19 protein-coding genes and 2 tRNA genes are annotated in these 22,094 nt (G+C 65.2%); 10 read left to right on the forward strand and 11 right to left on the reverse strand.

What is annotated here, in order from left to right:
* Positions 1–90 precede the first annotated feature (90 nt).
* Positions 91–1,275, forward strand: coding sequence for a hypothetical protein (locus tag LZ519_RS11020; RefSeq protein ID WP_249868715.1), 1,185 nt, complete (start codon positions 91–93; stop codon positions 1,273–1,275).
* Between the two features lie 4 nt (positions 1,276–1,279).
* On the opposite strand, the gene LZ519_RS11025 is transcribed toward LZ519_RS11020, so the two are convergent.
* From LZ519_RS11025 to LZ519_RS11055, 7 genes are all read right to left on the reverse strand, one after another.
* Positions 1,280–1,897, reverse strand: coding sequence for a DNA-3-methyladenine glycosylase family protein (locus LZ519_RS11025; protein ID WP_249868716.1), 618 nt, complete (start codon positions 1,895–1,897; stop codon positions 1,280–1,282).
* Positions 1,897–2,640: a 23S rRNA (guanosine(2251)-2'-O)-methyltransferase RlmB gene (gene rlmB / locus LZ519_RS11030; protein ID WP_249868717.1), complete on the reverse strand. Its 744-nt coding sequence runs from the start codon at positions 2,638–2,640 to the stop codon at positions 1,897–1,899. The genes LZ519_RS11025 and rlmB overlap by 1 nt, the downstream gene beginning before the upstream one ends.
* A 9-nt stretch (positions 2,641–2,649) precedes the next feature.
* Positions 2,650–3,120 (reverse strand): hypothetical protein, encoded by a 471-nt coding sequence (locus LZ519_RS11035; protein ID WP_249868718.1) that lies wholly within the window; start codon positions 3,118–3,120, stop codon positions 2,650–2,652.
* A 42-nt stretch (positions 3,121–3,162) separates the two neighbouring features.
* Positions 3,163–3,507 carry a hypothetical protein gene (locus LZ519_RS11040; RefSeq protein WP_249868719.1) on the reverse strand — a complete coding sequence of 115 codons (345 nt, stop codon included), beginning with the start codon at positions 3,505–3,507 and terminating at the stop codon, positions 3,163–3,165.
* A 66-nt stretch (positions 3,508–3,573) separates the two neighbouring features.
* On the reverse strand, positions 3,574–4,143 hold the full coding sequence (locus LZ519_RS11045; RefSeq protein WP_249868720.1) for a response regulator transcription factor: 570 nt from the start codon (positions 4,141–4,143) through the stop codon (positions 3,574–3,576).
* 141 nt (positions 4,144–4,284) lie between these two features.
* Positions 4,285–4,370, reverse strand: a tRNA-Tyr gene (locus LZ519_RS11050).
* 79 nt (positions 4,371–4,449) lie between these two features.
* Positions 4,450–4,523, reverse strand: a tRNA-Gly gene (locus tag LZ519_RS11055).
* A 285-nt stretch (positions 4,524–4,808) separates the two neighbouring features.
* Here LZ519_RS11055 and trpD point away from each other — a divergent pair.
* The 8 genes from trpD to LZ519_RS11095 all read left to right on the forward strand — a co-directional run bounded on the left by trpD (position 4,809) and on the right by LZ519_RS11095 (position 17,396).
* On the forward strand, positions 4,809–5,864 hold the full coding sequence (gene trpD / locus LZ519_RS11060; RefSeq protein WP_249868721.1) for an anthranilate phosphoribosyltransferase: 1,056 nt from the start codon (positions 4,809–4,811) through the stop codon (positions 5,862–5,864).
* Complete coding sequence (gene trpCF, locus LZ519_RS11065) at positions 5,857–7,245, forward strand: bifunctional indole-3-glycerol-phosphate synthase TrpC/phosphoribosylanthranilate isomerase TrpF (protein ID WP_249868722.1); 1,389 nt, start codon at positions 5,857–5,859, stop codon at positions 7,243–7,245. Before trpD ends, trpCF begins: the two co-directional genes overlap by 8 nt.
* Positions 7,236–8,411: a tryptophan synthase subunit beta gene (trpB, locus tag LZ519_RS11070; protein ID WP_249868723.1), complete on the forward strand. Its 1,176-nt coding sequence runs from the start codon at positions 7,236–7,238 to the stop codon at positions 8,409–8,411. Before trpCF ends, trpB begins: the two co-directional genes overlap by 10 nt.
* Positions 8,408–9,241 carry a tryptophan synthase subunit alpha gene (trpA, locus tag LZ519_RS11075; RefSeq protein ID WP_249868724.1) on the forward strand — a complete coding sequence of 278 codons (834 nt, stop codon included), beginning with the start codon at positions 8,408–8,410 and terminating at the stop codon, positions 9,239–9,241. The genes trpB and trpA overlap by 4 nt, the downstream gene beginning before the upstream one ends.
* A gap of 28 nt (positions 9,242–9,269) precedes the next feature.
* A complete protein-coding gene (ku, locus tag LZ519_RS11080) occupies positions 9,270–10,175 on the forward strand; it encodes a non-homologous end joining protein Ku (protein WP_249868725.1) in 906 nt (301 codons plus the stop codon).
* A gap of 3 nt (positions 10,176–10,178) precedes the next feature.
* Entirely contained in the window at positions 10,179–12,677 is a 2,499-nt protein-coding gene (gene ligD, locus LZ519_RS11085) for a DNA ligase D (protein WP_249868726.1), read from the forward strand.
* A gap of 187 nt (positions 12,678–12,864) precedes the next feature.
* On the forward strand, positions 12,865–15,144 hold the full coding sequence (locus LZ519_RS11090) for a hypothetical protein (RefSeq protein ID WP_249868727.1): 2,280 nt from the start codon (positions 12,865–12,867) through the stop codon (positions 15,142–15,144).
* Positions 15,145–15,194: 50 nt separating this feature from the next.
* Entirely contained in the window at positions 15,195–17,396 is a 2,202-nt protein-coding gene (locus LZ519_RS11095) for a penicillin acylase family protein (protein WP_249868728.1), read from the forward strand.
* Here the strand turns inward: LZ519_RS11095 and pip are convergent, their stop codons facing one another.
* The 4 genes from pip to LZ519_RS11115 are packed head-to-tail and all read right to left on the reverse strand — an operon-like array spanning position 17,397 to position 20,974.
* Complete coding sequence (gene pip, locus LZ519_RS11100; RefSeq protein ID WP_249868729.1) at positions 17,397–18,368, reverse strand: prolyl aminopeptidase; 972 nt, start codon at positions 18,366–18,368, stop codon at positions 17,397–17,399.
* Complete coding sequence (locus tag LZ519_RS11105; protein ID WP_249868730.1) at positions 18,368–19,738, reverse strand: glutamate--cysteine ligase; 1,371 nt, start codon at positions 19,736–19,738, stop codon at positions 18,368–18,370. Before LZ519_RS11105 ends, pip begins: the two co-directional genes overlap by 1 nt.
* Before the next feature lie 12 nt (positions 19,739–19,750).
* A complete protein-coding gene (locus tag LZ519_RS11110; protein WP_249868731.1) occupies positions 19,751–20,491 on the reverse strand; it encodes a 16S rRNA (uracil(1498)-N(3))-methyltransferase in 741 nt (246 codons plus the stop codon).
* Between the two features lie 36 nt (positions 20,492–20,527).
* Entirely contained in the window at positions 20,528–20,974 is a 447-nt protein-coding gene (locus LZ519_RS11115; protein WP_249868732.1) for a PilZ domain-containing protein, read from the reverse strand.
* Between the two features lie 205 nt (positions 20,975–21,179).
* Here LZ519_RS11115 and ubiA point away from each other — a divergent pair, with 205 nt between their 5' ends.
* Positions 21,180–22,091 carry a 4-hydroxybenzoate octaprenyltransferase gene (gene ubiA, locus LZ519_RS11120; protein WP_249868733.1) on the forward strand — a complete coding sequence of 304 codons (912 nt, stop codon included), beginning with the start codon at positions 21,180–21,182 and terminating at the stop codon, positions 22,089–22,091.
* Positions 22,092–22,094 lie beyond the last annotated feature (3 nt).

Here is a 22,094-nt window from a genome sequence, read left to right on the forward strand (position 1 = left end):
CATGTAAGCTATGCTTGAAGTGCGGCCTGCGCGGCGTCATGAGCAGGCCGCGCGGACAACCCGCGTAAATCCGATCATCGTCGGGGGATCATGAAAGCGCGTTTGGCGGTCATTGTCGCAGCTGCCCTCTGCATCGTTGCGGGGCCGCCGGCGCTTGCCCAGCAGACGCAGAATACGACCACTCCTACGCCCACCCAGAACGACCTGGTGGGGCCGCCGCAGCTGAGGGATTTCACTCTGAACGGGACGGTAACGCGTCCCGCGCCGACTCCAACGGAGCAGCCGCCCGCGCCCCAGGCACGCCAGCCGGCCACAACCACGACTGCGCCCGCGCCAAGGAGCGCTCCGGGAGTCGAGGCACCCCGGGCAGCCACCGATTCAGCGAGGGACCGTTCTGCCACTCCCGCTCCGCAGGTCGACGCGTCCGACTTGCCGCGGCAAGCCACGCCAATCTTCGACACTCCGCCACCCGCGCCGGCGACGACCGAGCCGGTGCCTGCGGCGCCCGCAGCCACCACGTCCGGCTCGGAGAATGTCCCGATGCTCCCGTGGATCATCGCCGGTATCGCCCTTGCGGGAGCAGTCGCCTGGTTCTTCCTTCGCCAGCGGCCGCGAGAGCGGCTGGCGAGCGGGCCGACCCTGGATCTGTTCGAAGAGCCCGAGCCTTCGGCCCCCGATCCCGTTGTGCGGCAGGCCGTGACCCCCGCAGGAGCTGGAGCAGTCGAATCGCCGCCGCCTGCACCGCCGCAACCGGCGCCCGCCGGCATCGTTTCGACCCGCCTCAGGCCCTGGCTTGAGATTGAGTTCAACCCGGATCGCGCCGTCGTCGACGAGCAGAAGGCCGCCGTCGCTTTCGAGCTGACGGTCTATAATTCCGGCAACGGCCCGGCACGCGACGTCGTCATCGAAGCGTCGCTGTTCAACGCTGGGCCCATGCAGGATCAGGAGATCCGCCTGTTCTTCGAAAATCCGCTCGGCAAGGGCGACAAGATCCCGGTCATCCCGCCCATGAAGCGGATCACGGTCAACACCGCCGTCTTCCTGGCGCGCGACCAGGTGCGACCGATCGAGATCGAGGGGCGCTCGCTTTTCGTGCCCATGGTCGCCTTCAACGCCATCTACTCGTGGGGCGCGAATAAGGGGCAGACGTCGACCAGTTACCTGGTGGGCAAGGAGACTCAGGGCGAGAAGCTCGCGCCCTTCAGGCTCGATCTCGGCCCGCGAATCTTCCGTGGCCTCGGAGCCCGCCGGCACGAGGTCCAGGTCCGCACTTAGAGGTTCAGAGCACGCTGCTGTTGTAGCTGTGCCAGGCGAGGATCGCTGCTGCGCCGCGATGCGGCCGCCAGGCTTCGGCAATCTCGCGAAGCTGCTTTTCCGAAGGTTTCCCTTCGATGCCCATGAGGCGGCCGATTTCGATCTGCACGGCCAGGTCGCCGGCCGGCCAGACGTCGGGCCGCCCCTCCGCGAACAGAAGGTAGATTTCCGCCGACCAGCGGCCGATGCCCTTGATCCTGATTAGGTGCGCGATCGCTTCCTCGTCGTCCTCGGGGAGCGCGCTAAGGTCGAGCTCGCCCGACAGCACCAGCTCGGCGAGGCTTCGCGCATAGCCGGCTTTCTGCCTCGAGATACCGGCCAACCGCAGCTCCTCGTCGGTCGCGGTCAGGATCGCTTCGAGCTCGGGCGGGGAGCCATACGCGGCTTCCAGCTTCGACCACATCGAGCGGGCCGCGGCGACGCTGACCTGCTGCCCGACGATGGTACGGAGCAAGGTGTGCGCTCCAGGCTCGCTCCGGCGCGGCTCAGGGACGCCGTGCTTTTCGACCACTGAAGCGAAGGCCTTCTCGCGCCGGGCCAACGCCTCGACCGCCAAGCGAATGCTGTCCGCAGTCCTAACCATCAGGCGACGGTCGCTGCGTAGAGGGCGACCGCGGCAGCGTTCGAAACGTTGAGGCTTTCCACGGCGCTGCTGATCGGCAGGCGGGCAAGCGCGTCGCAATGCTCGCGCGTGTTCTGCCGAAGCCCCGGCCCCTCGGCTCCCAGCACGAGCGCCACCCGCTTCGGGCCAAGCGCCTCCTTGAGATCCATGTCCGCATCGCCGGCAAGGCCGACGCGCCAGAAGCCGGCTTCGGCGATGTCGCCGAGCGCCCGGGCGAGATTCACCGTCCGGACCCACGGGACGACCTCGAGCGCGCCGGACGCCGCCTTGGCGAGCGCTCCGCTCTCAGGAGGCGAGTGGCGATCCTGAGTGACGATTCCGATCGCCCCGAAGGCCGCCGCCGACCTCAGGATCGCGCCGACATTATGGGGGTCTGTAACCTGGTCGAGGACCAGCAGCACCGAGCGCTCCGGCGCTCCGGCGATGAGGTCGTCGAGCCACATCTCCTCGAGCGGCTCGACTTCGATCACCAGCCCCTGGTGCGGCGCGTCGCCGGGGACCAGCCGTCCAAGGTCCGCAACGTCCGCAAGGGTGACCGGCACATCTTTCGGGAACTGCATCAGCTCGGCCGCGTCGCGGGTGGCCCAGGCCCTGCTGACGATCCGCTTCGGATTGTCGAGCGCCGCTGCAACCGCGTGACGCCCCCAGAAGCGCGGGCGCTTGGGCGTGCCGTGGTGTTGTTGGTGAGAGCGCTTGCGGGCCATCCCGCCCGCTTAGCTTGCGGAGCGGGTTAGTCCAGCGGCTGGGCGTTCGGCCTCGCGGCGCCGTGCCTCGATGGTCCGGCGATGTTGGCGCCAGGCGCCGATCACCAGGATAAGAAGGATCGGAAGGCTCCAGAACCGCTCCGCGGTCGCGTAGACGCGGGGGAGCAAATTCTCATCCATTGCCCGCATTAGATGCGAGCCGCTTCCGACGAGCTGGAGCCCGGCCACCCACAATGGCCAGAACCGGTCAGAGAGCAACGCAATGGCAATGAAGGCCAAAAGGACCGCCGAATCGATGACCGTGTCGGTGCGACTGACCGACAGGTACAAAGCGTTCGAGAGCACATGGCCGGCGCTCGAGACGACCGTGGCCGTGATGCAGACGATCGCCGTGATCCGCTCGTACTTGCGACCGCGCCACAGCGCGTAGCCGCAGGTCCCGAAGAGGATGAACCAGAAGAGAACCCAGTGCGGAATCATGGTCGCGGACCGGACCGCATTGCTACGGTCCGGTCAACCTCCTCAGGCGACGATTCGAAGGTCGGCGCGGGCGCTTGCCGGCGGGCAAGGATCGCCGTCGCCCCAGGCGACTTCGCGAAGTCCGGGAACCTTCAACTTGGCGTCGGCCAGGGCTTCGTGGCAGGCGACGATCTCGCCGCGCGTGTCGACCAGCCTCGTGACCGCCGAGGCCAGCTTCTCGAGCGAGGGATGGATCACTCCGTAGCTGACCCCGGCGACGGTGTTCACGTGAATGATCCGCGACTGCAGCTGAGCGATCTCGTTCAGTGCGGCGTCGATCGTGTCCTCGACCGCGCGGACCTGGGTCGCGACTTCATAGGCCGCGTCTTGGATGACTTGCTTGCGCATGATTGCTCCTTCTCCGAAGGCCGCTGCCTCGGAGTGAATTGTACCGGATGGATCAGGCGGGTTCGGCTAGCTTTTGAGCAGCCTTGCGAGGCTCTCGAGGCCGGCGAGATACATCCCGGCCGAAAAAGCAGCACCGGTCGCGATTACCACGATCCAGAGCAGCCGAAGGCCGACACTCATCTCATTCCGGGGGTGACTCCTCGTTGCGAACGGTAATTGCAGGGAAGGCCGAAAAGATTCGTTCTTCTGCTCGGTATGAAAGCCCGGACCCTCCCAGACCTCCCCTGCGCGACCAGCGTGCCGAATCTGATTGCTGACCGCGGCACCTTCCTCGGCTGCCGGGGCGTCGCCGCCAATGTACGGCGATTGATGTATCAACCGTTGATATGGGCCGGAGTATTGCGCGACGATGCGTGCCGCCTGCGAGCGCCGCGACACGCGCAGTGTCTGCAGCGCCTGGCGGACGCGCTGGTCGACCGTATGGGGCGAGATTCCGAGCTCGACCGCGATTTCTTTTGAAGACAAATGCTGGTTGACCAGCCGAAGGCAGTCGAGCTGCCCTTCGGTCAGCTTGGCAACGCGTTCGACTACGTCCTGCTCCGCGGGACTATCGTCCCTGAGCGCGGAATTCGGCACCCGAGCACTTCCTTTCAATGTTCCTTCTGCCCCGATTTCAAGACCGAGTCAGCGGCAACTTACGTCAGAATGGACGTTCTGGCCAAGGACATAGGGTTATCGAAAGTTAAGGCTGTGGCTTTTCGGCATTCGTGCGGGGGATGGTGGAGAGGGCTGGATTCGAACCAGCGTACGCTTGCGCGGGCAGATTTACAGTCTGCTGCCTTTAACCACTCGGCCACCTCTCCACGAGGCGAGGCGCGCCATGTGGCGAGCCGGTCAGTTTGTGTCAACGCGCTCCATGGACGGCAGCACAGGTCGCGAAGTTGGAGCGGGTGAAGGGAATCGAACCCTCGTCGTAAGCTTGGAAGGCTTCTGCTCTACCATTGAGCTACACCCGCTCGCGATGCAGCGACGCGCGCAATGCCATTGCCCATCTGGGATCGTCAACCGAATTGGCAAGGCGAGGGCGCAGCTTGACCGGGTCCGCGACATTCCGTTATCACGCGGGGCAATGGCACATCTGAACGCCACCGCTGCAACTTCGACCGTCCGCTTCTGGTGGCGCGCGTCGACCCTTGCGGCGCGATGGCGCGACTGATCGACTAAGCAACCGATCAATCGACTGCCCGCCCGCCACCGGCGGGCTTTTTTGTTTCAGGTGACTAATGCCCAGTCTAGTTTCCGTGTCCCCGAGTTTCTCGACGCCTCATCCGATTCCGGCTGAGCGCCAGGTCGAGCACACAATCGCACGCCTGCTCGATCGCCAGGATCTCGATCGAGAAGAGGCGCGCGCGGTCTTCACCGAACTGGTCGAAGGACGCCTGCCCGAGCCGTTGATGGCCGCCGCCTTCGTCGCTCTCCGCTTCAAGGGCGAGACAGCACAGGAGCTGACCGGCGCCGCGCTCGCGCTTCGCCAAGCGGCGCGGCCCTTTCCATCGCCCTCCTATCTGTTCGCGGACAGTTGCGGCACCGGCGGCGACTGCTCCGGATCGATCAACGTTTCAACGGCGGCCGCAATCGTCGCGGCGGCCTGCGGCCTCCCTGTCGTCAAGCACGGCAACCGTTCCTTCACTTCGAGATGCGGCTCGGCGGATGTGCTCGAGTCGCTAGGCGCGAAGCTGGATGTCAGCCCCCCAGCTTCGCGCCACCTTCTTGATAAGACCGGCTTCTGCTTCCTCCTGGCGCCCGCCTACCATCCAGGAATCGCGCACGCCGGGCCCGTTCGGCGAGCGCTCAGGGTGCGGACGGTGATGAACCTGCTCGGCCCGTGCCTGAACCCGGCCAAGCCGAGGGTCCAGCTGCTGGGGGTTCCTCATCCGGACCTGCTGATTCCGATCGCGGAAACATTGCGGGCGCTCGGAGTGAAGCGGGCGCTCGTCGTCCATGGTTCCGGGCTCGACGAAATCGCGGTCCACGCCTTCACCCGCGCGGTCCGGCTGGTCGACGGCGAGCTGGAAACGGTCGAGATCACTCCCGAGCAGGCAGGCCTGCCCCGCTTCGACCTGGAGTCGATCGGCGGTGGAGAGCCGGCTGAAAACGCGCAGCTGCTCACCGATATCCTGGACGGACGCGGTTCCGACGCGCAGCGGTCGATCGTGGCGATCAACGCCGGAGCGCTGCTCGAGATCGCGGGCGTCGCCGACGACCTTCGCGACGGAGTCGAGCGTGCGTTCGACGCCATCTCCACCGGGAGTGCACGGCGGCTGCTCGATGATTTCATCGAGGGCAGCCGTGGCTGAAGGAGTCCTCGCCGAGATCACGGAGTCGAAGCGCTCGGAACTTGCGGGGCGTCTCGCCGGAATTGCGCTGGATTCGCTTCGGGCACGGGCGCGACCCACCGGCCGAAGCCTCGCCGACGCCCTCTCGCAGCCCGGAAGCCGCTTCATCCTCGAGATCAAGAAAGCCTCGCCCTCGGCGGGCTCGATCCGGCCCGCCGCCGACGTAAGCGCACTCGCGCGCGGCTATAGCGGCGTCGCCGATGCGCTCAGCGTGCTGACCGAGGAACGTCATTTTCGTGGTTCTCTCGAGGATCTCGCGCTTGCGAGGCGCGACTTCGACGGTCCGATACTTGCCAAGGATTTCTTCCTCGATCCGCGGCAGGTGGTGGAGGCGCGCATCGCGGGCGCCGACGCCGTCCTGGTCATGCTTTCCCTCGTGGACGACTCGCTGGCCGCAGAGTTGATCGCCGAGGCGCGCCGGGTCGGAATGGACGCGCTGGTCGAGGTCCACGACGAGTGCGAAATGCGGCGCGCCAATGCGCTCGGCGCCAACATCATCGGCATCAACAATCGCGACCTTCGCGATCTTTCGATCGACCTCAGGACCACCGAGCGCCTGGCGCACCTTGCGCGCAGCCGCGTCGTCGTTGCCGAATCCGGGATCCGCTCGAGCGAAGACGTGGAGCGGTTGTCGAGGCACGTCGATGCATTCCTGGTCGGAAGCTCGCTTATGGCCTCCGACAGCCCGGCCGAGGCGGCTCGAAAGCTGGTGTTTGGGCGGGTGAAGATGTGCGGCTTGCGCCAGCCGGAGGACGTACTTGCAGCTGCTCCGGCTACCTTCGCCGGATTCGTTTTCGTGCCTGGAAGCCCGCGCCACCTTACCGCCGAGGCCGCTGCCCCGCTGGCCGGGGTGGTCCGCAAGCGAGGGATGCTTCCGGTTGGGATCTTCAAGAACGCTCCGAGCGGGATCGTCACCGACATTGCGACGCTGCTCAACCTCCACGCGATCCAGCTTCACGGTATCGAGGACGAGACCTATGTGAGGCGTATCCGGCGCTCGCTAGCCGACCAATGCGAAGTGTGGACCGCGGTCCCCGTGGGCACGAGCAGCGCGATCGGTTTTCGAGGCGGCGATCGCACCTTGTTCGACAGCGGGCCGGGGGGGACCGGACGAAGCTTCGATTGGAGAATTGTCGGCGGAAGCGCGCGGCTCCCGCGGGCGCTGCTCGCCGGCGGCATCGGCGCCGCGAATGCACGGGCTGCGGCCGCGGTCGGCGCTTATGCGATCGACGTCGGTTCTTCCGCCGACGCGCTCCCCGGCGTGAAGTCGGAGCGAAAGATCCGCGCGCTGTTCGAAGCCCTCCGGCCGGACTCCAGGCAGGAGCAGCGCCTGTGCGCCTGAATGGCCGCTTCGGCCGGTTCGGGGGCTGCTACGTCCCCGAAATCCTGGTTCCCGCACTCGAGCAGCTCGAGGCCGCCTTCCTCGATGCGCAGGACGACCCAGCTTTCGCCGCCGAGCTCAACGAGTTGCTTGCCAATTACGCCGGCCGTCCGACTCCGCTGACCCGCTGCCGCAATCTTCCCGGCAACATCTATCTGAAGCGCGAAGACCTGCTTCACGGCGGTGCGCACAAGACCAACCAGGTGCTTGCCCAGGCGCTGCTCGCTCGCAGGATGGGGAAGCGCCGACTGATCGCCGAGACCGGGGCTGGTCAGCACGGAGTGGCGACCGCGATCGCGGGCTCGCTGCTCGGGTTCGAGACGGCCGTCTACATGGGCGCCGACGACGTCGAGCGGCAGAAGCTCAACGTCTTCCGGATGGAATTGATGGGCGCTCAAGTCGTGCCGGTGGAAAGCGGCGGGCGCACCCTCAAGGATGCGATCAACGAGGCGCTCCGCGACTGGTCGGCGAGCTTCGGGCACACGCATTATCTGCTCGGCACCGCCGCCGGCCCGCACCCATTCCCGCTGATGGTTCGCGAGTTCCAGCGGGTGATCGGGCGCGAGGCTCGCGCGCAGGTGATCGAGCAGGCGGGCAGGCTTCCCGACGCGGCCATCGCCTGCGTCGGCGGCGGATCGAACGCGATCGGGCTGTTTTCCGAATTCCTCGACGACGACGTTCGGCTGATCGGCGTCGAAGCGGCGGGTCGTGGCCTCGACGGCACTCACCATGGCGCGACCCTGCTGCGCGGCCGCGAGGGGATTCTCCACGGAGCGCAGACCTATGTGCTTCAAGACAAAGACGGGCAGATCGCCGACAGCTGGTCAGTCTCGGCGGGTCTGGATTATCCCGCCGTCGGTCCCGAGCATGCGCATCTCAAGGAAAGCGGCCGCGCCGAATATGTCGCGGCGAGCGATTCCGAAGCGCTCGACGCCTTCTCCTTGCTGGCGAGGTCGGAAGGGATCCTCTGCGCGTTCGAATCCGCGCACGCGCTCGCTCATGCGCTCAAGCTCGCGAGGCAGGACCCGGAGCTGCTGCTCGTCGTCGGGCTGTCCGGCCGCGGCGATAAGGATGTGTCTCAGGCGCAGCACCTGCTCGACGCTGCTGCGGCAAAGGCCGCCGCATGAGCCGCTACGCGCAAATGTTCGATCGCCTCGGAGAGCAAGGCGAAGGCGCGTTCGGCGCTTTCGTGATGCTCGGCGATCCTGATCCCCTGACCAGCGCTCGAGTCCTGGATGCGCTGGTGCTCGGCGGTGCGGACATGATCGAAGTCGGGATCCCCTTTTCCGACCCGGTCGCAGACGGACCGGTCATACAGGCGGCCGCGAACCGCTCTTTATGTGCCGGAGTCCGCACCGCCGATTGTCTCGACCTCATCGCAGGATTCCGATCGCTCCATCCGCAGGTGCCCATCGGAATTCTGACCTACGCGAACCTGGTGATGGCGCGCGGCCGCCGGAATTTCTTCGAGTGCGCGGCAGAGGCCGGCGCCGATAGCCTGCTGGTCGCCGACCTGCCGTCGCTGGAAGCGGAGCCGTGGGCCAACGAGATGCTGGAAGCTGGGATCGAGCCGGTGCTGATCGCAGCCGCAACTACGCCTCCGCAAGCGCTTCGAATGATCGCTCGGCTGTCGTCCGGCTACACCTATTGCGTCAGCCGCCGGGGCATCACGGGTACCCATCAGTCTGGCTGCTTCGATCCCACTCTGGTCGATAGGCTTCGCGATCTCGGCGCTGCGCCGCCGGTGTTCGGCTTCGGGATTTCAAAGCCGAGCCATGTCCGCGAGGCGCTCGCTGCTGGGGCGGCCGGAGTCATCGCGGGCTCGGCAATCGTGTCGGCCGCAGCGGACGCATCGTCTCCCGCAGCGGCGGTCGCGCCGCTCGTCTCCGAGCTCAAAGCGGCCACGCGCCGCGATCCGTCGTGCCAACGGAACGAGTCTTACGCCCAAGCGGTTTGACCGGCGAACTTCTTGAGGAGAAGCGCCGATGGCAGCCCGCCCAATTTGGCGAGGACAGATCCGGCTCGCGCTCGTGTCGATTCCTGTCGAGCTTTATCCGGCCACCAAGAGTGGCGCGTCGATCCAATTCCACCAGGTCCACGAGCCCAGCGGCAAGAGGATCAAGTATGAAAAGGTGGTACCGGGGATCGGCCCGGTCGACCGCGACGAGATCATGAAGGGCTATGAGGTCTCCAAGGGCCATTACGTCCTGCTCGACCCGGAAGAAATCGAGAAGGTGAAGCTGGAGAGCAAGAAGACTCTCGACCTCGTCCAGTTCGTCGACGTGGGTGACATCGACGCGATGTATTTCGAAAAGCCTTATTATGTCGCTCCGGCGGACGACCTCGCCGAGGACGCGTTCATCGTTCTGCGCGATGCCCTTCGAAAGTCGAAGAAGGTCGGGATCGGCCAATTGGCGATGCGCGGACAGGAATATGTGGTCGCCATCAAGCCGTGCGGTCGCGGCATCCTGCTCGAGACGCTCCGCTATGCCGACGAGGTCCACAAGGCGAACAGCTATTTCCGCGAGATCGGCGATTCGAAGCCGGACGAGGACATGCTCGACCTCGCATCGATGCTGATCGAGAAGAAGACGGGCAAGTTCGACGCGTCCGAATTCCACAACCGCTACATCGATGCGCTCAAGGAGCTCATCAAGGAGAAGCAGAAGGCCAAGGGCGAAAAGGTGATCCAGGATCCGGATGCTGATGCCGCGCCGCCCAAGGGCTCCAACGTGATCGACCTCATGGCCGCGCTCAAGAAAAGCCTCGAGGCCGGGGGCGGCGGCGGAGCTGCGAAGGACAAGCCGAAAGCCAAGCCGGCGCCTCGGTCAAAGGCCCGGCCGCGATCGACCGGGACCGCGAAGAAAAAAGCGGCGGGCGGCCGCAAGTAAGCAATGGCCTCGCGCAAGCTCGACATCGACACCTACAACCGCAAGCGCGACTTCTCGAAGACGAAGGAGCCCAAGGGCCGCAAGCTCAAGGGGAAGGGCGACAGCTTCGTCGTCCAGAAGCACGACGCCTCGCACCTCCATTACGATTTCCGACTGGAGATGGACGGCGTGCTCAAGAGCTGGGCGGTACCCAAGGGCCCGAGCCTCGACCCGGCCGAAAAGCGGCTGGCGATGCGCACCGAGGATCACCCGCTCGACTATGGCGGTTTCGAAGGGACGATCCCCGCCGGGGAATATGGCGGCGGCACCGTCATGTTGTGGGATCAGGGCCGCTGGATTCCCGAGCCCGGCAAGGACCCCCGCAAGACAATCGAGGAGGGGCATCTACACTTCACGCTCGAAGGCGACCGGATGAAGGGCGAGTGGGTGATGTTCCGCTTGAAGCCGCGGCCGGGCGACAAGCGCGAGACATGGATGCTCAAGAAGGTCACCGACGCATATGCCAATGCGGAGAATGGCGACGAGCTGGTCGATGAAGCCGTGACCAGCGTGACCACCGGTCGCACCATGGCGGAGATCGCGTCGGGGGAGGACGTCTGGCGATCCAACCGCCGCGGGCAGAAGGGCGGGCGGGCGAAGAAGAAAGCTGCCGACGCGCCGCCCGCTTTCGTCTCGCCGCAAAAGGCGACTTTGGTCGACGAGGTCCCGGCGGGGTCGGACTGGTTGTTCGAGTATAAATATGACGGCTACCGGCTGCTGATCGCGACCGGCAGCGGCGCCGCGACGGCCTGGACGCGCAACGGCAAGGACTGGAGCGACAAGTTCCGGGCGCTGGTGAAGGCAGCCGCGAACCTCCCGCCCGGATGCCTGATCGACGGCGAGGCCGCGGCGCTCAACGACGAGGGCAAGCCCGACTTCCAGCTACTTCAATCAACGCTCAAGGAAAGCCGCGGCAAGAACCTCGTCTTCTACGCCTTCGACCTGCTCGTCGATCGCGGCGAGGACATCCGCAAGCTTCCCAACATCGAGCGCAAGGCGCGGCTGGCGAAGCTGCTGGAGAATGCGCCGTCGGTGATCCTGTTCGGCGACCATGTGGTCGGCAAGGGCGAGGCGCTGTTCAACGCCATATGCGCCGAGGGCGGCGAGGGCGTAATCGCCAAGAAGGCAAGCGCGCCCTACCGCAGCGAGCGGACCAAGAACTGGCTGAAGATCAAGTGCATCCAGCGCCAGGAATTCGTCATCGTCGGCTGGTCGGAAAGCGACCGGCGAGTCGGCTTCCGCTCCTTGCTCCTGGCCGCGAAGGAGCACGGCAAGCTCACCTACGTCGGCAAGGTGGGCACCGGCTTCAACACGCAGATGCTCCACGATTTGATGGACATGATGGAGTCGCTGGAGACGAAGGAGGCCCCGGTCGAAGTACCGCGAGCCGACCGCAAGGGCGCGCATTACATCCGCCCGGAGCTGGTTTGCGAGGTGGCCTTCACCGAGTTCACGACCGAGGGTATCCTTCGCCACCCGAGCTTCATCGCGCTCCGCGAGGACAAGCCGGCGAGCCAAGTGGTGGTCGAGACGCCCAAGAAGCTGTCCAAGGTCACGAAGAAGGCGGGCGCGAAGGCGCGCGAGCACCCGACTCCGGAAAGCTTCGGGATCACGATCAGCAACCCTGACCGGGCGATCTACCCGACCGAGAAGATCACCAAGTACGAGCTCGCCTCTTATTATGCGGCGGTCGACCCGTTGCTGATGCCCGACGTGGCGAACCGTCCCATCACATTGATCCGCTGCCCGCAGGGACGCGCCAAGAAATGCTTCTTCCAGAAGCACGACACCGGATCGATGGGCGAGGACGTCAAGCACGTGCCCATCCGCGAGAAGAAGGGCGAGGTTCAGGACTATCTCTACTTCGACGACATCCGCGGAGTGCTGTCCTGCGTGCAGATGGGGACGATCGAATTCCACGGCTGGGGAAGCCGCGCGGACAAGGTCGAATTTCCCGACCGGCTCGTCTTCGATCTCGACCCCGACGAGGGACTCGATTTCGGCGCGGTCAGGGACGCCGCGCGGCGGCTTCGCGGGCTGCTAAAGGATCTTGGCCTCGAAACCTTCCCGATGCTGACCGGGGGCAAGGGCATCCACGTCATCGCGCCGCTCGACGCATCGGCCGATTGGGATGCGGTGACCAGCTTCGCCGAGCGCTTCTCGCGCGCCGTGTCGGAAGCCGAGCCGGAGCGGTTCACAGCCAACATGCGCAAGGTGCAGCGCAAGGGCCGCATCTTCCTCGACTGGCTGCGCAACCAGCGCGGGTCGACCGCGGTCATGCCTTATTCGGCGCGAGCCCGGGAAGGCGCTCCGGTCGCCGCCCCGATCGCCTGGGACGAGCTCGACGATTACGAAGGCGGCAACGCCTTCACCATCCGCGAGCTCGACCTCCTTTTCGAGCGATCGGAATCCAAGTTCCTGAAAGGCTGGGGACAGGCGAAGCAGGCGCTGCCAAAAGCCTGATATCGCTGGCCGAAGTCCGACAACCCCGCCATTCTGGTCGTTCGCCGCGCGCCGAAATGTGATAAGATCAGCGCGGGATCAGGGAACACGTCCGGAGGCCAAAAGCTAGCGGTTGCTCTTGCGAACAGGTGGGGTGAGGGGCTCGCGACTCGGAGGGCCCAAGGCATTGTAACGGGGGTATCTTCCAATGCGTCAGGCTCTGCTCAATTGCGTCGCCGCTTCGGCCATCATCGCCATTTCGTCCGCTGCTCACGCTCAATCCGCAGCACCGGTCAGTCGCCAGTTGAGAGCGCAGGCGCTCGCTTCACCCAAGCTTGCCGTGGTCGTGCCTCGTGTCGAGCAAGCAGCCGACCAGGTACAGATCGTTTCGATGGTCGCGGCGCCGTCGCTTCCGAAAACGCTCGTCGTCCAGAGTGCCAACCCGCTGACCTCGATCCAGGCGCTGCCGGTCGAGCGCGAATTGTCGCTCTCCGAAATGCGCTCGACCCGCGCGCTGAAGCTGGGAAGCTCCACGATCGATCTGTCCGCGATGCTCGCCAACAAGGACGCGCTTCCGAACATCGCCCGCCGGCTCGAGGCGTCGCCGGGCGCGGTGACGGTGAAAGCCACCGACGTGAACGCTTATGTCGTTCCGCAGGGCCTCATCGTCCGGTCCTTCCTCAACTACCGGATCAAGCCGGGTGCGTGCAGCGATTCCTCGCGGCGAAGCCAGATCGAGCAGGCTGGAGTAAGCTGCGCCGAGCGGCTGTCTGAAAGCCAGAAGGTCGCCGATTACGCCAATCCCAACTCCGCCCGATATGTCGAAGACCCGGCGCAACGTGACGCCGCGATCGCCAAGGCGAGGGAAGACTGGGCGAAGCAGGATGCGGAGACCGCCGCGCAGGTAGCCAATTTCCGGGCGATCCTCGCCAACCCGGCCGAGCGGGAGAAGATTGCCGCCGATATCGGCGCAGCGGAGACTACTCGCCTGGAGTCCCTCAATGACGATGCCCTCGCGGAGGAGCTGATCAGCTCCGCCGAGACCAAAATCGAAGACGTGATGTTCATCCCGAAGGAGGATGAAGTCGACAAGGGCAGCCGAGCAATGGTCGCGGACTACCGACGGCTCGGCGTTGAAGCCGCGGCCCTCAACCTGCCCGTCGTCGAGAACCAGCCCATTTCGAAGGTCGTGTTCCTCACCGGCTTCACGCTCGGCCGCCAATATGAGTGGAGCAAGCGGATCGAGAAGACGATCAACTGGTGCTGGGTCGGCTGTTCGGTGACCTATTACGCGGGGGCGAGGGCGGGCTTCAGCTACGGCTTCGGGCTCCGCTTCCCGATCGTCCTCGACGGTACCTACAGGACGGTGAGCGATAGCAGCGGCGAGAAGGGCTATCTGATCGCGAGCATGAACCCGGTCGACGGGACGCCGGCGCAATATGCCGCCTCCGGACTCGCCTCGACCCAGATTTTCAACGGGCAGGAGTTCGTGGCCGAGCTGAAGGCCTCGGCCGGCTACGATTACAAGCTTCCGCTGATGGGCGAGGGCCACAAGACCCTGACCGTCGGGTACGACCTGGCGGACAAGCTCCCGGCCCCTTACACCCACGGGCAATTCACTCCGCCAGCGCCCGGAACGTCGTCGGGCGAAATTCCCTTCGTGTTCGACCAGATCGACCTGCTGATGGGATACGGCAACTGGGGCGCCGCCGGGATCCTGGTGCACCCTGCCGTGAAGGTCGGGCTCCATTCGGACGCGCTTCGGATGACGGTCCACGACAATGTCAGCGGGACTGACCAGCTCATCGTGAACGGCAAGAAGCTGCCGCTTGCGATCAACCCGACCGATCACAAGAGCAGCTTCTGGATCGGCCAGCCGGTCTATAACATCGGCTTCATCGTCACCCCCGGAGTGAACGCGCACGCCTTCATCGACGTAGGTGTCTGGTCGGACAGCTGGGACTTCCCGGTCTGGTTCCCCGACGTCGCGATTACGCTTCCGCCGGGCGGAGTCGATTTCGCCTGTCACTCCGGCACGGTCTGCCGCCGCGACTATGCCTATACCGGCAGCTCGCGGCCCGGGCTTATAGATACGGCGGCCGCAACCGGAACTCTGGAGGTCATGGACAGCGCCACTGCAACTCCAAAGCCGCCTTCGCCGGCCGTCGAGGGCGCTCTTGGAACGCTGCGGCAGCGGCGCGGGGCGATACAGGCTCTGGGCACCGTGGCCGCCGTTTCTGTCTGCCCCGAGGGACTGGTCGAGCGGCTCGCCAACGCCGGCGATCACAAATGCGTGTCCGCGGACGAAGGAAAGCGCATTGCCGACGAGAACCGGCTCGATGCGTCCAATCACGACCCTTCCGGCGCCTATGGACCGGATACCTGCCTGAGCGGTCTCGTCTGGCGCGATGCCGTTCCTGGCGATCACGTTTGCGTCTCGCCGCAACGCCGCGACGAGATCAGCCGGCTGAACGCCGAAGTGAGGTAGGAAAACCCGGGAGGGTGGACGGTCGCCGCATGCCGGTTACAAAAGCCGGCATGCGCACCTTTGCCCTCCCGCTTCTCTTCCTCCTCACCGCCGCCGCAAGCCCGGACGACCTCCATCGCTGGCAATCCGAGGCCTTGCGAGTGACGATCGCCCGCGACGACTGGGGCATCGCCCACGTCAGCGGGCAGACCGACGCGGACGCGGTGTTCGGGATGATCTACGCGCAGGCGGAAGACGACTTCCCGCGCATAGAGGCCAATTACCTGACTGCGCTCGGGCGAACGGCGGAAGCCGAAGGCGAAAAGGCGATCTGGCAGGACTTGCGAGCACGGCTGTACGTCAGCGACGACAAGCTGAAGCTCGAATATTTGAAGAGCCCCGACTGGCTGAAGACGCTCATGCGCGCCTGGGCGGATGGGCTGAATTATTATCTCGAAACCCACCCCGACGTGCATCCGAAGGTGCTGACGCGCTTCGAACCATGGATGGCGCTCAGCTTCACCGAAGGGAGCATCGGCGGCGACATCGAGCGGATCGATCTCGACGAGCTAGCGAAATTCTATACCGGCCATAACGCGTCGCGCACGGCCACCGCGGACGGTGCCGTGTTCGAGCCGCAGGGATCCAACGGCATCGCCATCGCGCCGAAGCTCGCGGCACCCGGCACCGGCTCGCTTCTGCTCATCAACCCGCACACCAGCTTCTACTTCCGCTCGGAGCTTCAGATGAAGAGCAGCGAAGGCCTGGACGCCTACGGCGCGGTCACCTGGGGCCAGTTCTTCATCTACCAGGGCTTCAACCCGCACGCCGGCTGGATGCACACCTCCAGCGGCGTCGATAATGTCGACGAGTTCGCCTACCAGGTGGAGCTGCCGGAGCTCGGACCCCGCTATCGCTACGGAAGCGAGTGGCGGGTGATGGAGCAGCGGCCGGTGACGATCCGCTTTCGCAAAGCTGACGGCAGCTTCGGCGAGCGGAGCTTCACCACCTACTACACGCATCGCGGCCCGATTATTCGAAGCGAGCTGAGCTCGAGCTGCGCGCCTCCGCCACATAAGGATCAGCGCATTTGCTGGATCGCGTTCGCGATGATGGACCGTCCGATCGAGGCGCTCCAGCAATCCTACCTTCGCACCAAGGCGACTGACCTCGCGTCCTTCATGAAGGTGTCCGACCTCAAGGCGAACAGCTCCAACAACACCGTCTTCGCGGACGACAAGGGCGAGATCGCGGTCCTGGCGCCGCAGTTCATGCCCAAGCGCGACAATCGCTTTGATTACACCAGGCCCGTCGACGGCAGCGACCGCGCTACGGACTGGCAGGGCCTCCATCCGGTGTCGGAACTGCCGAACACGATCAACCCGCCGACAGGCTGGGCTTTCAACAGCAACGACTGGCTCTATTCCGCGGCGGGACCTTTTTCGCCCAAGTCCGCAGCCTTTCCGAAATATCTGGACATGGCGGGCGAGAATTACCGCACGGTCCACGCGACGAGGCTGCTGACCCAGCCGGGCCAGTGGAGCCTCGACCGCCTCCAGGCGACGGCCTTCGACAGCGCCCAGCCAAGCTTCGAAGTGCTTGTTCCGATGCTGGTGAAGGCGTGGCGGGCGCTGCCCGCGAAGGACCCGCGCCGCGCGCGGTTCTCGGCGCCGATTGCCGCGCTCAACAAATGGGACAAGCGCTGGTCGACCGAGTCCGTGCCAAATACCGTCGCGCAATTCTGGGGCGACGAGCTGACGAAGATGGTCGCGGCTCGAAAGTGGAACGACCAACAAAATCCGTTCCGCCACATGGAAGCGCTGAGTGCGGCAGAAAAGCTGACGGCGTTCGGCCGCGCGCTCGATCGGCTCAACCGCGACTTCGGCGGCTGGCGCGTGCCGTGGGGCGAGGTCAATCGCTTCCAGCGCATCTCGCCGCTGATTGATCCGCCATTCGACGACAACGCGCCGAGCATTCCCGTGGGATTCACCTCGAACAAATGGGGCTCGCTCGCATCGTTTGGAGCATCGCAGAAGCCGGGCACGAAGAAATGGTACGGGACCAACGGCAACAGCTTCGTGGCAGTAGTCGAGTTCGGGCCGAAACGGGTCCGCGCGCGCGCAATCACCGCGGGCGGCGAAAGCGGCCATCCAAATTCTCCGCACTTCAACGACGAAGCACTTCGCTACGCGTCGGGCGCGCTCCGCGAAGTCTATTTCTATCCCGACCAGCTCAAGGGTCACACCGAACGGGTGTACCGGCCCGGCGGCTGATCAGCGGTCGGCGAACTTGTCCGTAGCGCGGATCAGCCCGTCGAGGATTCCCGGCTCGTTGTAGAGGTGACCGCCATCGGGGACGATCCGAAGATCGACCTCCGGCCAGGCCTTCTTCAGCGCCCATGCGGCGCGCGGAGGCGTGCAGCAGTCGTGGCGGCCCTGGACAATGACTCCGGGAATGTTGCGAATCCGGCCCACGTCACGCAGCAGCTGGCCTTCCTCCAGCCAGCCCTTGTGGATCATGTAGTGGTTCTCGATGCGCGCGATCGCGATGGCTTTGTCGCCTTCGGTGAACTCCTCCATCACCTCCGGGCTGGGAAGCAAGGTCACGACATTCCCCTCCCAGGCGCTGAATGCCTTGGCCGCTTGTAGCTGCAAAGCCGGATCATCGCTGGTCAGCCGCTTGCGATAGGCCTGCAGGAGATCGCCGCGCTCGTTTTCGGGGATCGGAGCGACGAACTCCTCCCACTTGTCCGGATAGAGCGAGGACGCGCCGCCTTCCTTGTACAGCCAGTCGAGCTCGTATTGCTGGAAGAGGAAGATTCCGCGAAGGACGAGCTCGGTAACCCGCTCGGCATGCGTTTGGGCGTAGGCGAGCGCGAGCGTGGAGCCCCAGCTTCCCCCGAACGCCTGCCATTTTTCGACCTTGGCGACCTGCGTCCGGAGCTTCTCGATGTCCTCGACAAGGTCCCAGGTCGTGTTGTTCTCCAGGTTCGCGAACGGGGTCGACTTGCCGCAGCCGCGCTGGTCGAACACCAGGATCTTGTACTTGTCCGGGTTGAACTGCCGTCGGTGGTCGGGGCTCGATGCGCCGCCAGGTCCGCCGTGAAGGAAGACCACGGGCTTGCCGTCCGGATTGCCGCATAGCTCCCAGTAAAGGCTGTGGCCGTCGCCGACACCGAGATGGCCGCTGTCATAGGGCTGGATCGGCGGGTAGAGGGTGCGGCGCTGCGCCGTTGCAATGTCCATCAGAAACTCATCTCCGAGTAGATGCGGCTGAGATCTCCCTGCCACTCCCCGTGATAGAGGTCGAGAAGGCGTTCGGCGGGAGTCTTGCCGCTCGCCACGATTTCGTTGAGCGGGTCGAGGAAGCCGCTTTCATTATCCCCAGCCGAATTGAGCCGTCCGCGCCGGGTAAGCCCCCGCGCGGCAATGTCGACGACCTTGCCGGCGAGGTCATGGACCGTTCCGCCGCCTGGAGCCTGCGCCCGGAGCGCCAGCTTGGGGACGTCGCGCCGAAGTGCCTCATGCTCGTCGATGGTCCAGCCTTTGACCAGATTCCACGCTTCATCGAGGGCCTGGTCGTCGTAGAGCAGCCCGACCCACAGCGCGGGAAGCGCGCAGATCCTGCTCCACGGTCCGCCGTCCGCCCCGCGCATCTCGAGGAAGCTCTTGAGGCGGACTTCCGGGAAGATGGTCGAGAGGTGATCGACGAAGTCGGTCAGGAGCGGCTTTTCGCCGGGAAGCTGCGGTAGCCTTCCGTCGAGGAACTGGCGAAAGCTCTCGCCCGCAACGTCGACGTACTTCCCGTCCCGAAAGACGAAGTACATCGGCACGTCGAGGGCATAATCGAGGTAGCGTTCGTATCCGAAGCCGTCCTCGAACACGAAGGGCAGCATTCCCGTCCGGTCCGGATCGGTGTCTTCCCAGATATGGCTTCGGTAGCTGAGGTAGCCATTCGGCTTGCCCTCTGTGAACGGCGAGTTGGCGAAGAGCGCCGTCGCGACCGGCTGAAGCGCCAGCCCGACCCGGAACTTCTTCACCATGTCCGCTTCGGATGAATAGTCGAGGTTCGTCTGGATCGTGCAGGTGCGAAGCATCATGTCGAGGCCGAGATTGCCGACCTTGGGCATGTAGTTGAGCATGATCGCGTAGCGGCCCTTGGGCATCACCGGCAAATCGCTTCGAGTCTTGTCCGGCCACATGCCAAGACCCAGGAAGCCTATCCCCAGCTTTTCGCCCACGGCCTTGACCTGGGCGAGGTGGCGGCCGGCTTCGGCACAGGTCTGGTGAAGGTTGTCGAGCATCGCACCAGAGAGTTCGAACTGCCCGGCCGGCTCCAGGCTCACGGTTCCGTCGGGTCCGCTGAGAGCGATGACGTTGCCGCTTTCGACCACCGGCTTCCACCCGAATTCCGTCAGCCCCATCAGCAGGTCGCGGATTCCTCCGGGCTCGTCGTAGGAGGGCGCGCGATGGTCGGAGGTTCGATAGACGAACTTCTCGTGCTCGGTCCCAATTCGCCAGCGGTCGGGCACCTTCTCGCCCGCGGCGAAGGTCGCCAAAAGGTCATCGCGGCTCTCGATCGGCGCGCTGTCGCTGTCGTCGGTCCGCGTCGTCATTCGCGGCGGCGATTAGCGCCAGTCACCGGCGAGCGCCATATAGATAGTGACAGCGGCAAGGACGGCCGTTTCGGCGCGGAGGATTCGCGGTCCCAGCGAAATCGGGATTGCGCGAGGCTGCGAGCGGATCAGGTTGCGCTCTGCCGTGGTGAAGCCGCCCTCCGGTCCGGTGAGGATTGCCGCTGGGCCCGGGGCAAACGCTGAGCCGGCCGGGTCGCCGCCGGTCTCGTCCGCGAAGTAGAGCGTCCGGTCCGCCGCCCGCTGTTCGAGGAAACGGGCCAGCGGCAGCGGCTGGCCAAGCTCGGGCAGGCGGGTTCGCCCGCACTGCTCGGCAGCCTCGATGGCGATCGATTTCAACCGCTCGAGCTTCACCCGGTCGACGATCGTCCGTTCGGTGATCACCGGGACCAGCCGCGCCGCACCGAGTTCGGTCGCTTTCTCGACCAGCCAGTCGGTTTGCGTCCGCTTCACAGGAGCGAAGGCGAGCCAAAGATCGGGGACCGTTTCGGGACCGCGGGTCTGCCGCTCCACGGCGAGAGTCATCCGTTTCCTCGAAGCGTCTGAAATCCGCGCCAGCCACTCCCCGGACTCGCCGTCGAAGACGAGCAATTCGGAGCCCTCACCAAGCCGCAGGACATTGCCGAGGTAGTTTGCCTGCGCCTGATCCAGCTCGACCTTGGCGGCCTCGGCCAACGGTTGCGGGATAAATAGGCGCGGCAGGCTCTTGGGCGGCCAGGCTGGAGTGGCGGGCATCGATGCGGGCTTAGCCGCCAGCCGCGGTTGAGACCACTAGATGCGCGAGCTTACCGCAAGCGCAGCCTCGACCAGCGCGGGGTGGAGTTCATTCAGGAACTTGCAGCCCACCTGGACGCCCTCCTGCCAGACCACATAAGCGTCGAGCGGCGAAAGGCCGCCGATCTCCAGCATGATGACCGTGCCCGGCTTCGCTCGCGCATCGATCTCGATCCTGAACCCGCAAGTCGACAGGTCGGAGACGATCACTCGGCGTGGGTGGGTGCCGAGATGATGAAGTGTCGCGCCGATGCGTGTGGGATGACGATAGGCGCCGCGCTTTTCGGGATGTTCGAGGAGGTCGCGATAGTAACGTGAAGTGCGCAGGTGAACCGAACGCTCATCGGCGTCCGTCGCCTCCTCCGCGAGGCTGAGCGCCTTCAGAAGGCGCCGGGTAAAATAGGCCTCATACATCTCCGCGGGCGTCCCGTCGGCGGCCTTCAATCGGTCGTCGTTACAGGTCCACAACGCTTGTTTCAGTTTTCGGATGCAACTCCCGCGAGCAAATTTTTGACGCTAACGTGGATTAACTTCGCTCCGGCTCGTCGGCGGCGCTGCTCGGTCGGGCGGCGCGGGATGTTTCGGCCCGCCGGTTCGCTCGCGCGCCGCCGGGCTTCCGAACCGTCGAAACTTCGTCGATACGGGCGGCATGCATTCGGCGGACATCGTCCCGGACAGCGAGCGGCGCGGCTTCGTCGGTGCGCTTCCGCCGCCGCTTCGTCCCTACGCATCGCTGATGCGGCTCGACCGCCCGATCGGGACCTGGCTTCTCTACTGGCCGTGTGCCTGGGGGGTGGCATTGGCCGGCGTGGGCGGCCGCTGGGACTTGTTTGCCTGGCTCGCGCTCGGGGCCTTCGCGACCCGGAGCGCGGGCTGCGTCTACAACGATGTTGTCGATCGCGACCTGGACCGTCGGGTCGAGCGCACAAGACTTCGCCCGCTGGCCAGCGGCCGGGTGACGGCGGCCAGTGCTACCGTCCTGATCGCCATGCTGCTCGCTCTCGCTCTAGTGGTGCTGTTGCAGCTCAATCGGACGGCGCAAATCGTGTCGCTGGTGAGCGTTGCGCCTGTCGCAGCCTATCCGTTCATGAAGCGGATCACCTGGTGGCCGCAGGCGTGGCTCGGAATCGTCTTTTCGTGGGGAGCGCTGGTCGGTTGGCCGGCGGTGACCGGCGATCTTGCATGGCCCGCCATCCTGCTTTGGTTGGGAAGCGTCGCGTGGGTGATCGGCTACGACACCCTCTACGCTATCCAGGACATGGAGGACGACGCACTCGTGGGGGTGAAGAGCAGCGCCCGCCGCCTCGGCGACAAGGCCGCGCTTGGCGTCGGTATCTTTTACACGCTGGCCCTACTGCTGTGGGTCAGCGCGATCTGGTCGGTGCGGCCGGACTGGCTGGCACTTCTCGCGCTGGTGCCGGCTGCGCTCCACCTCGCTAACCAGGCGCTTCGAGCGAACCCCGCCGACGGGGAGCTGGCGCTTGCCCTGTTCAGGTCGAACCGCACCTGCGGCCTGCTGGTTTTCCTGGCGATGCTGGTCGTCGGCTTCTCCAGCCGCTAACGG

Source organism: Sphingomonas anseongensis (genome assembly GCF_023516495.1).
GTDB lineage: Bacteria > Pseudomonadota > Alphaproteobacteria > Sphingomonadales > Sphingomonadaceae > Sphingomicrobium > Sphingomicrobium anseongensis.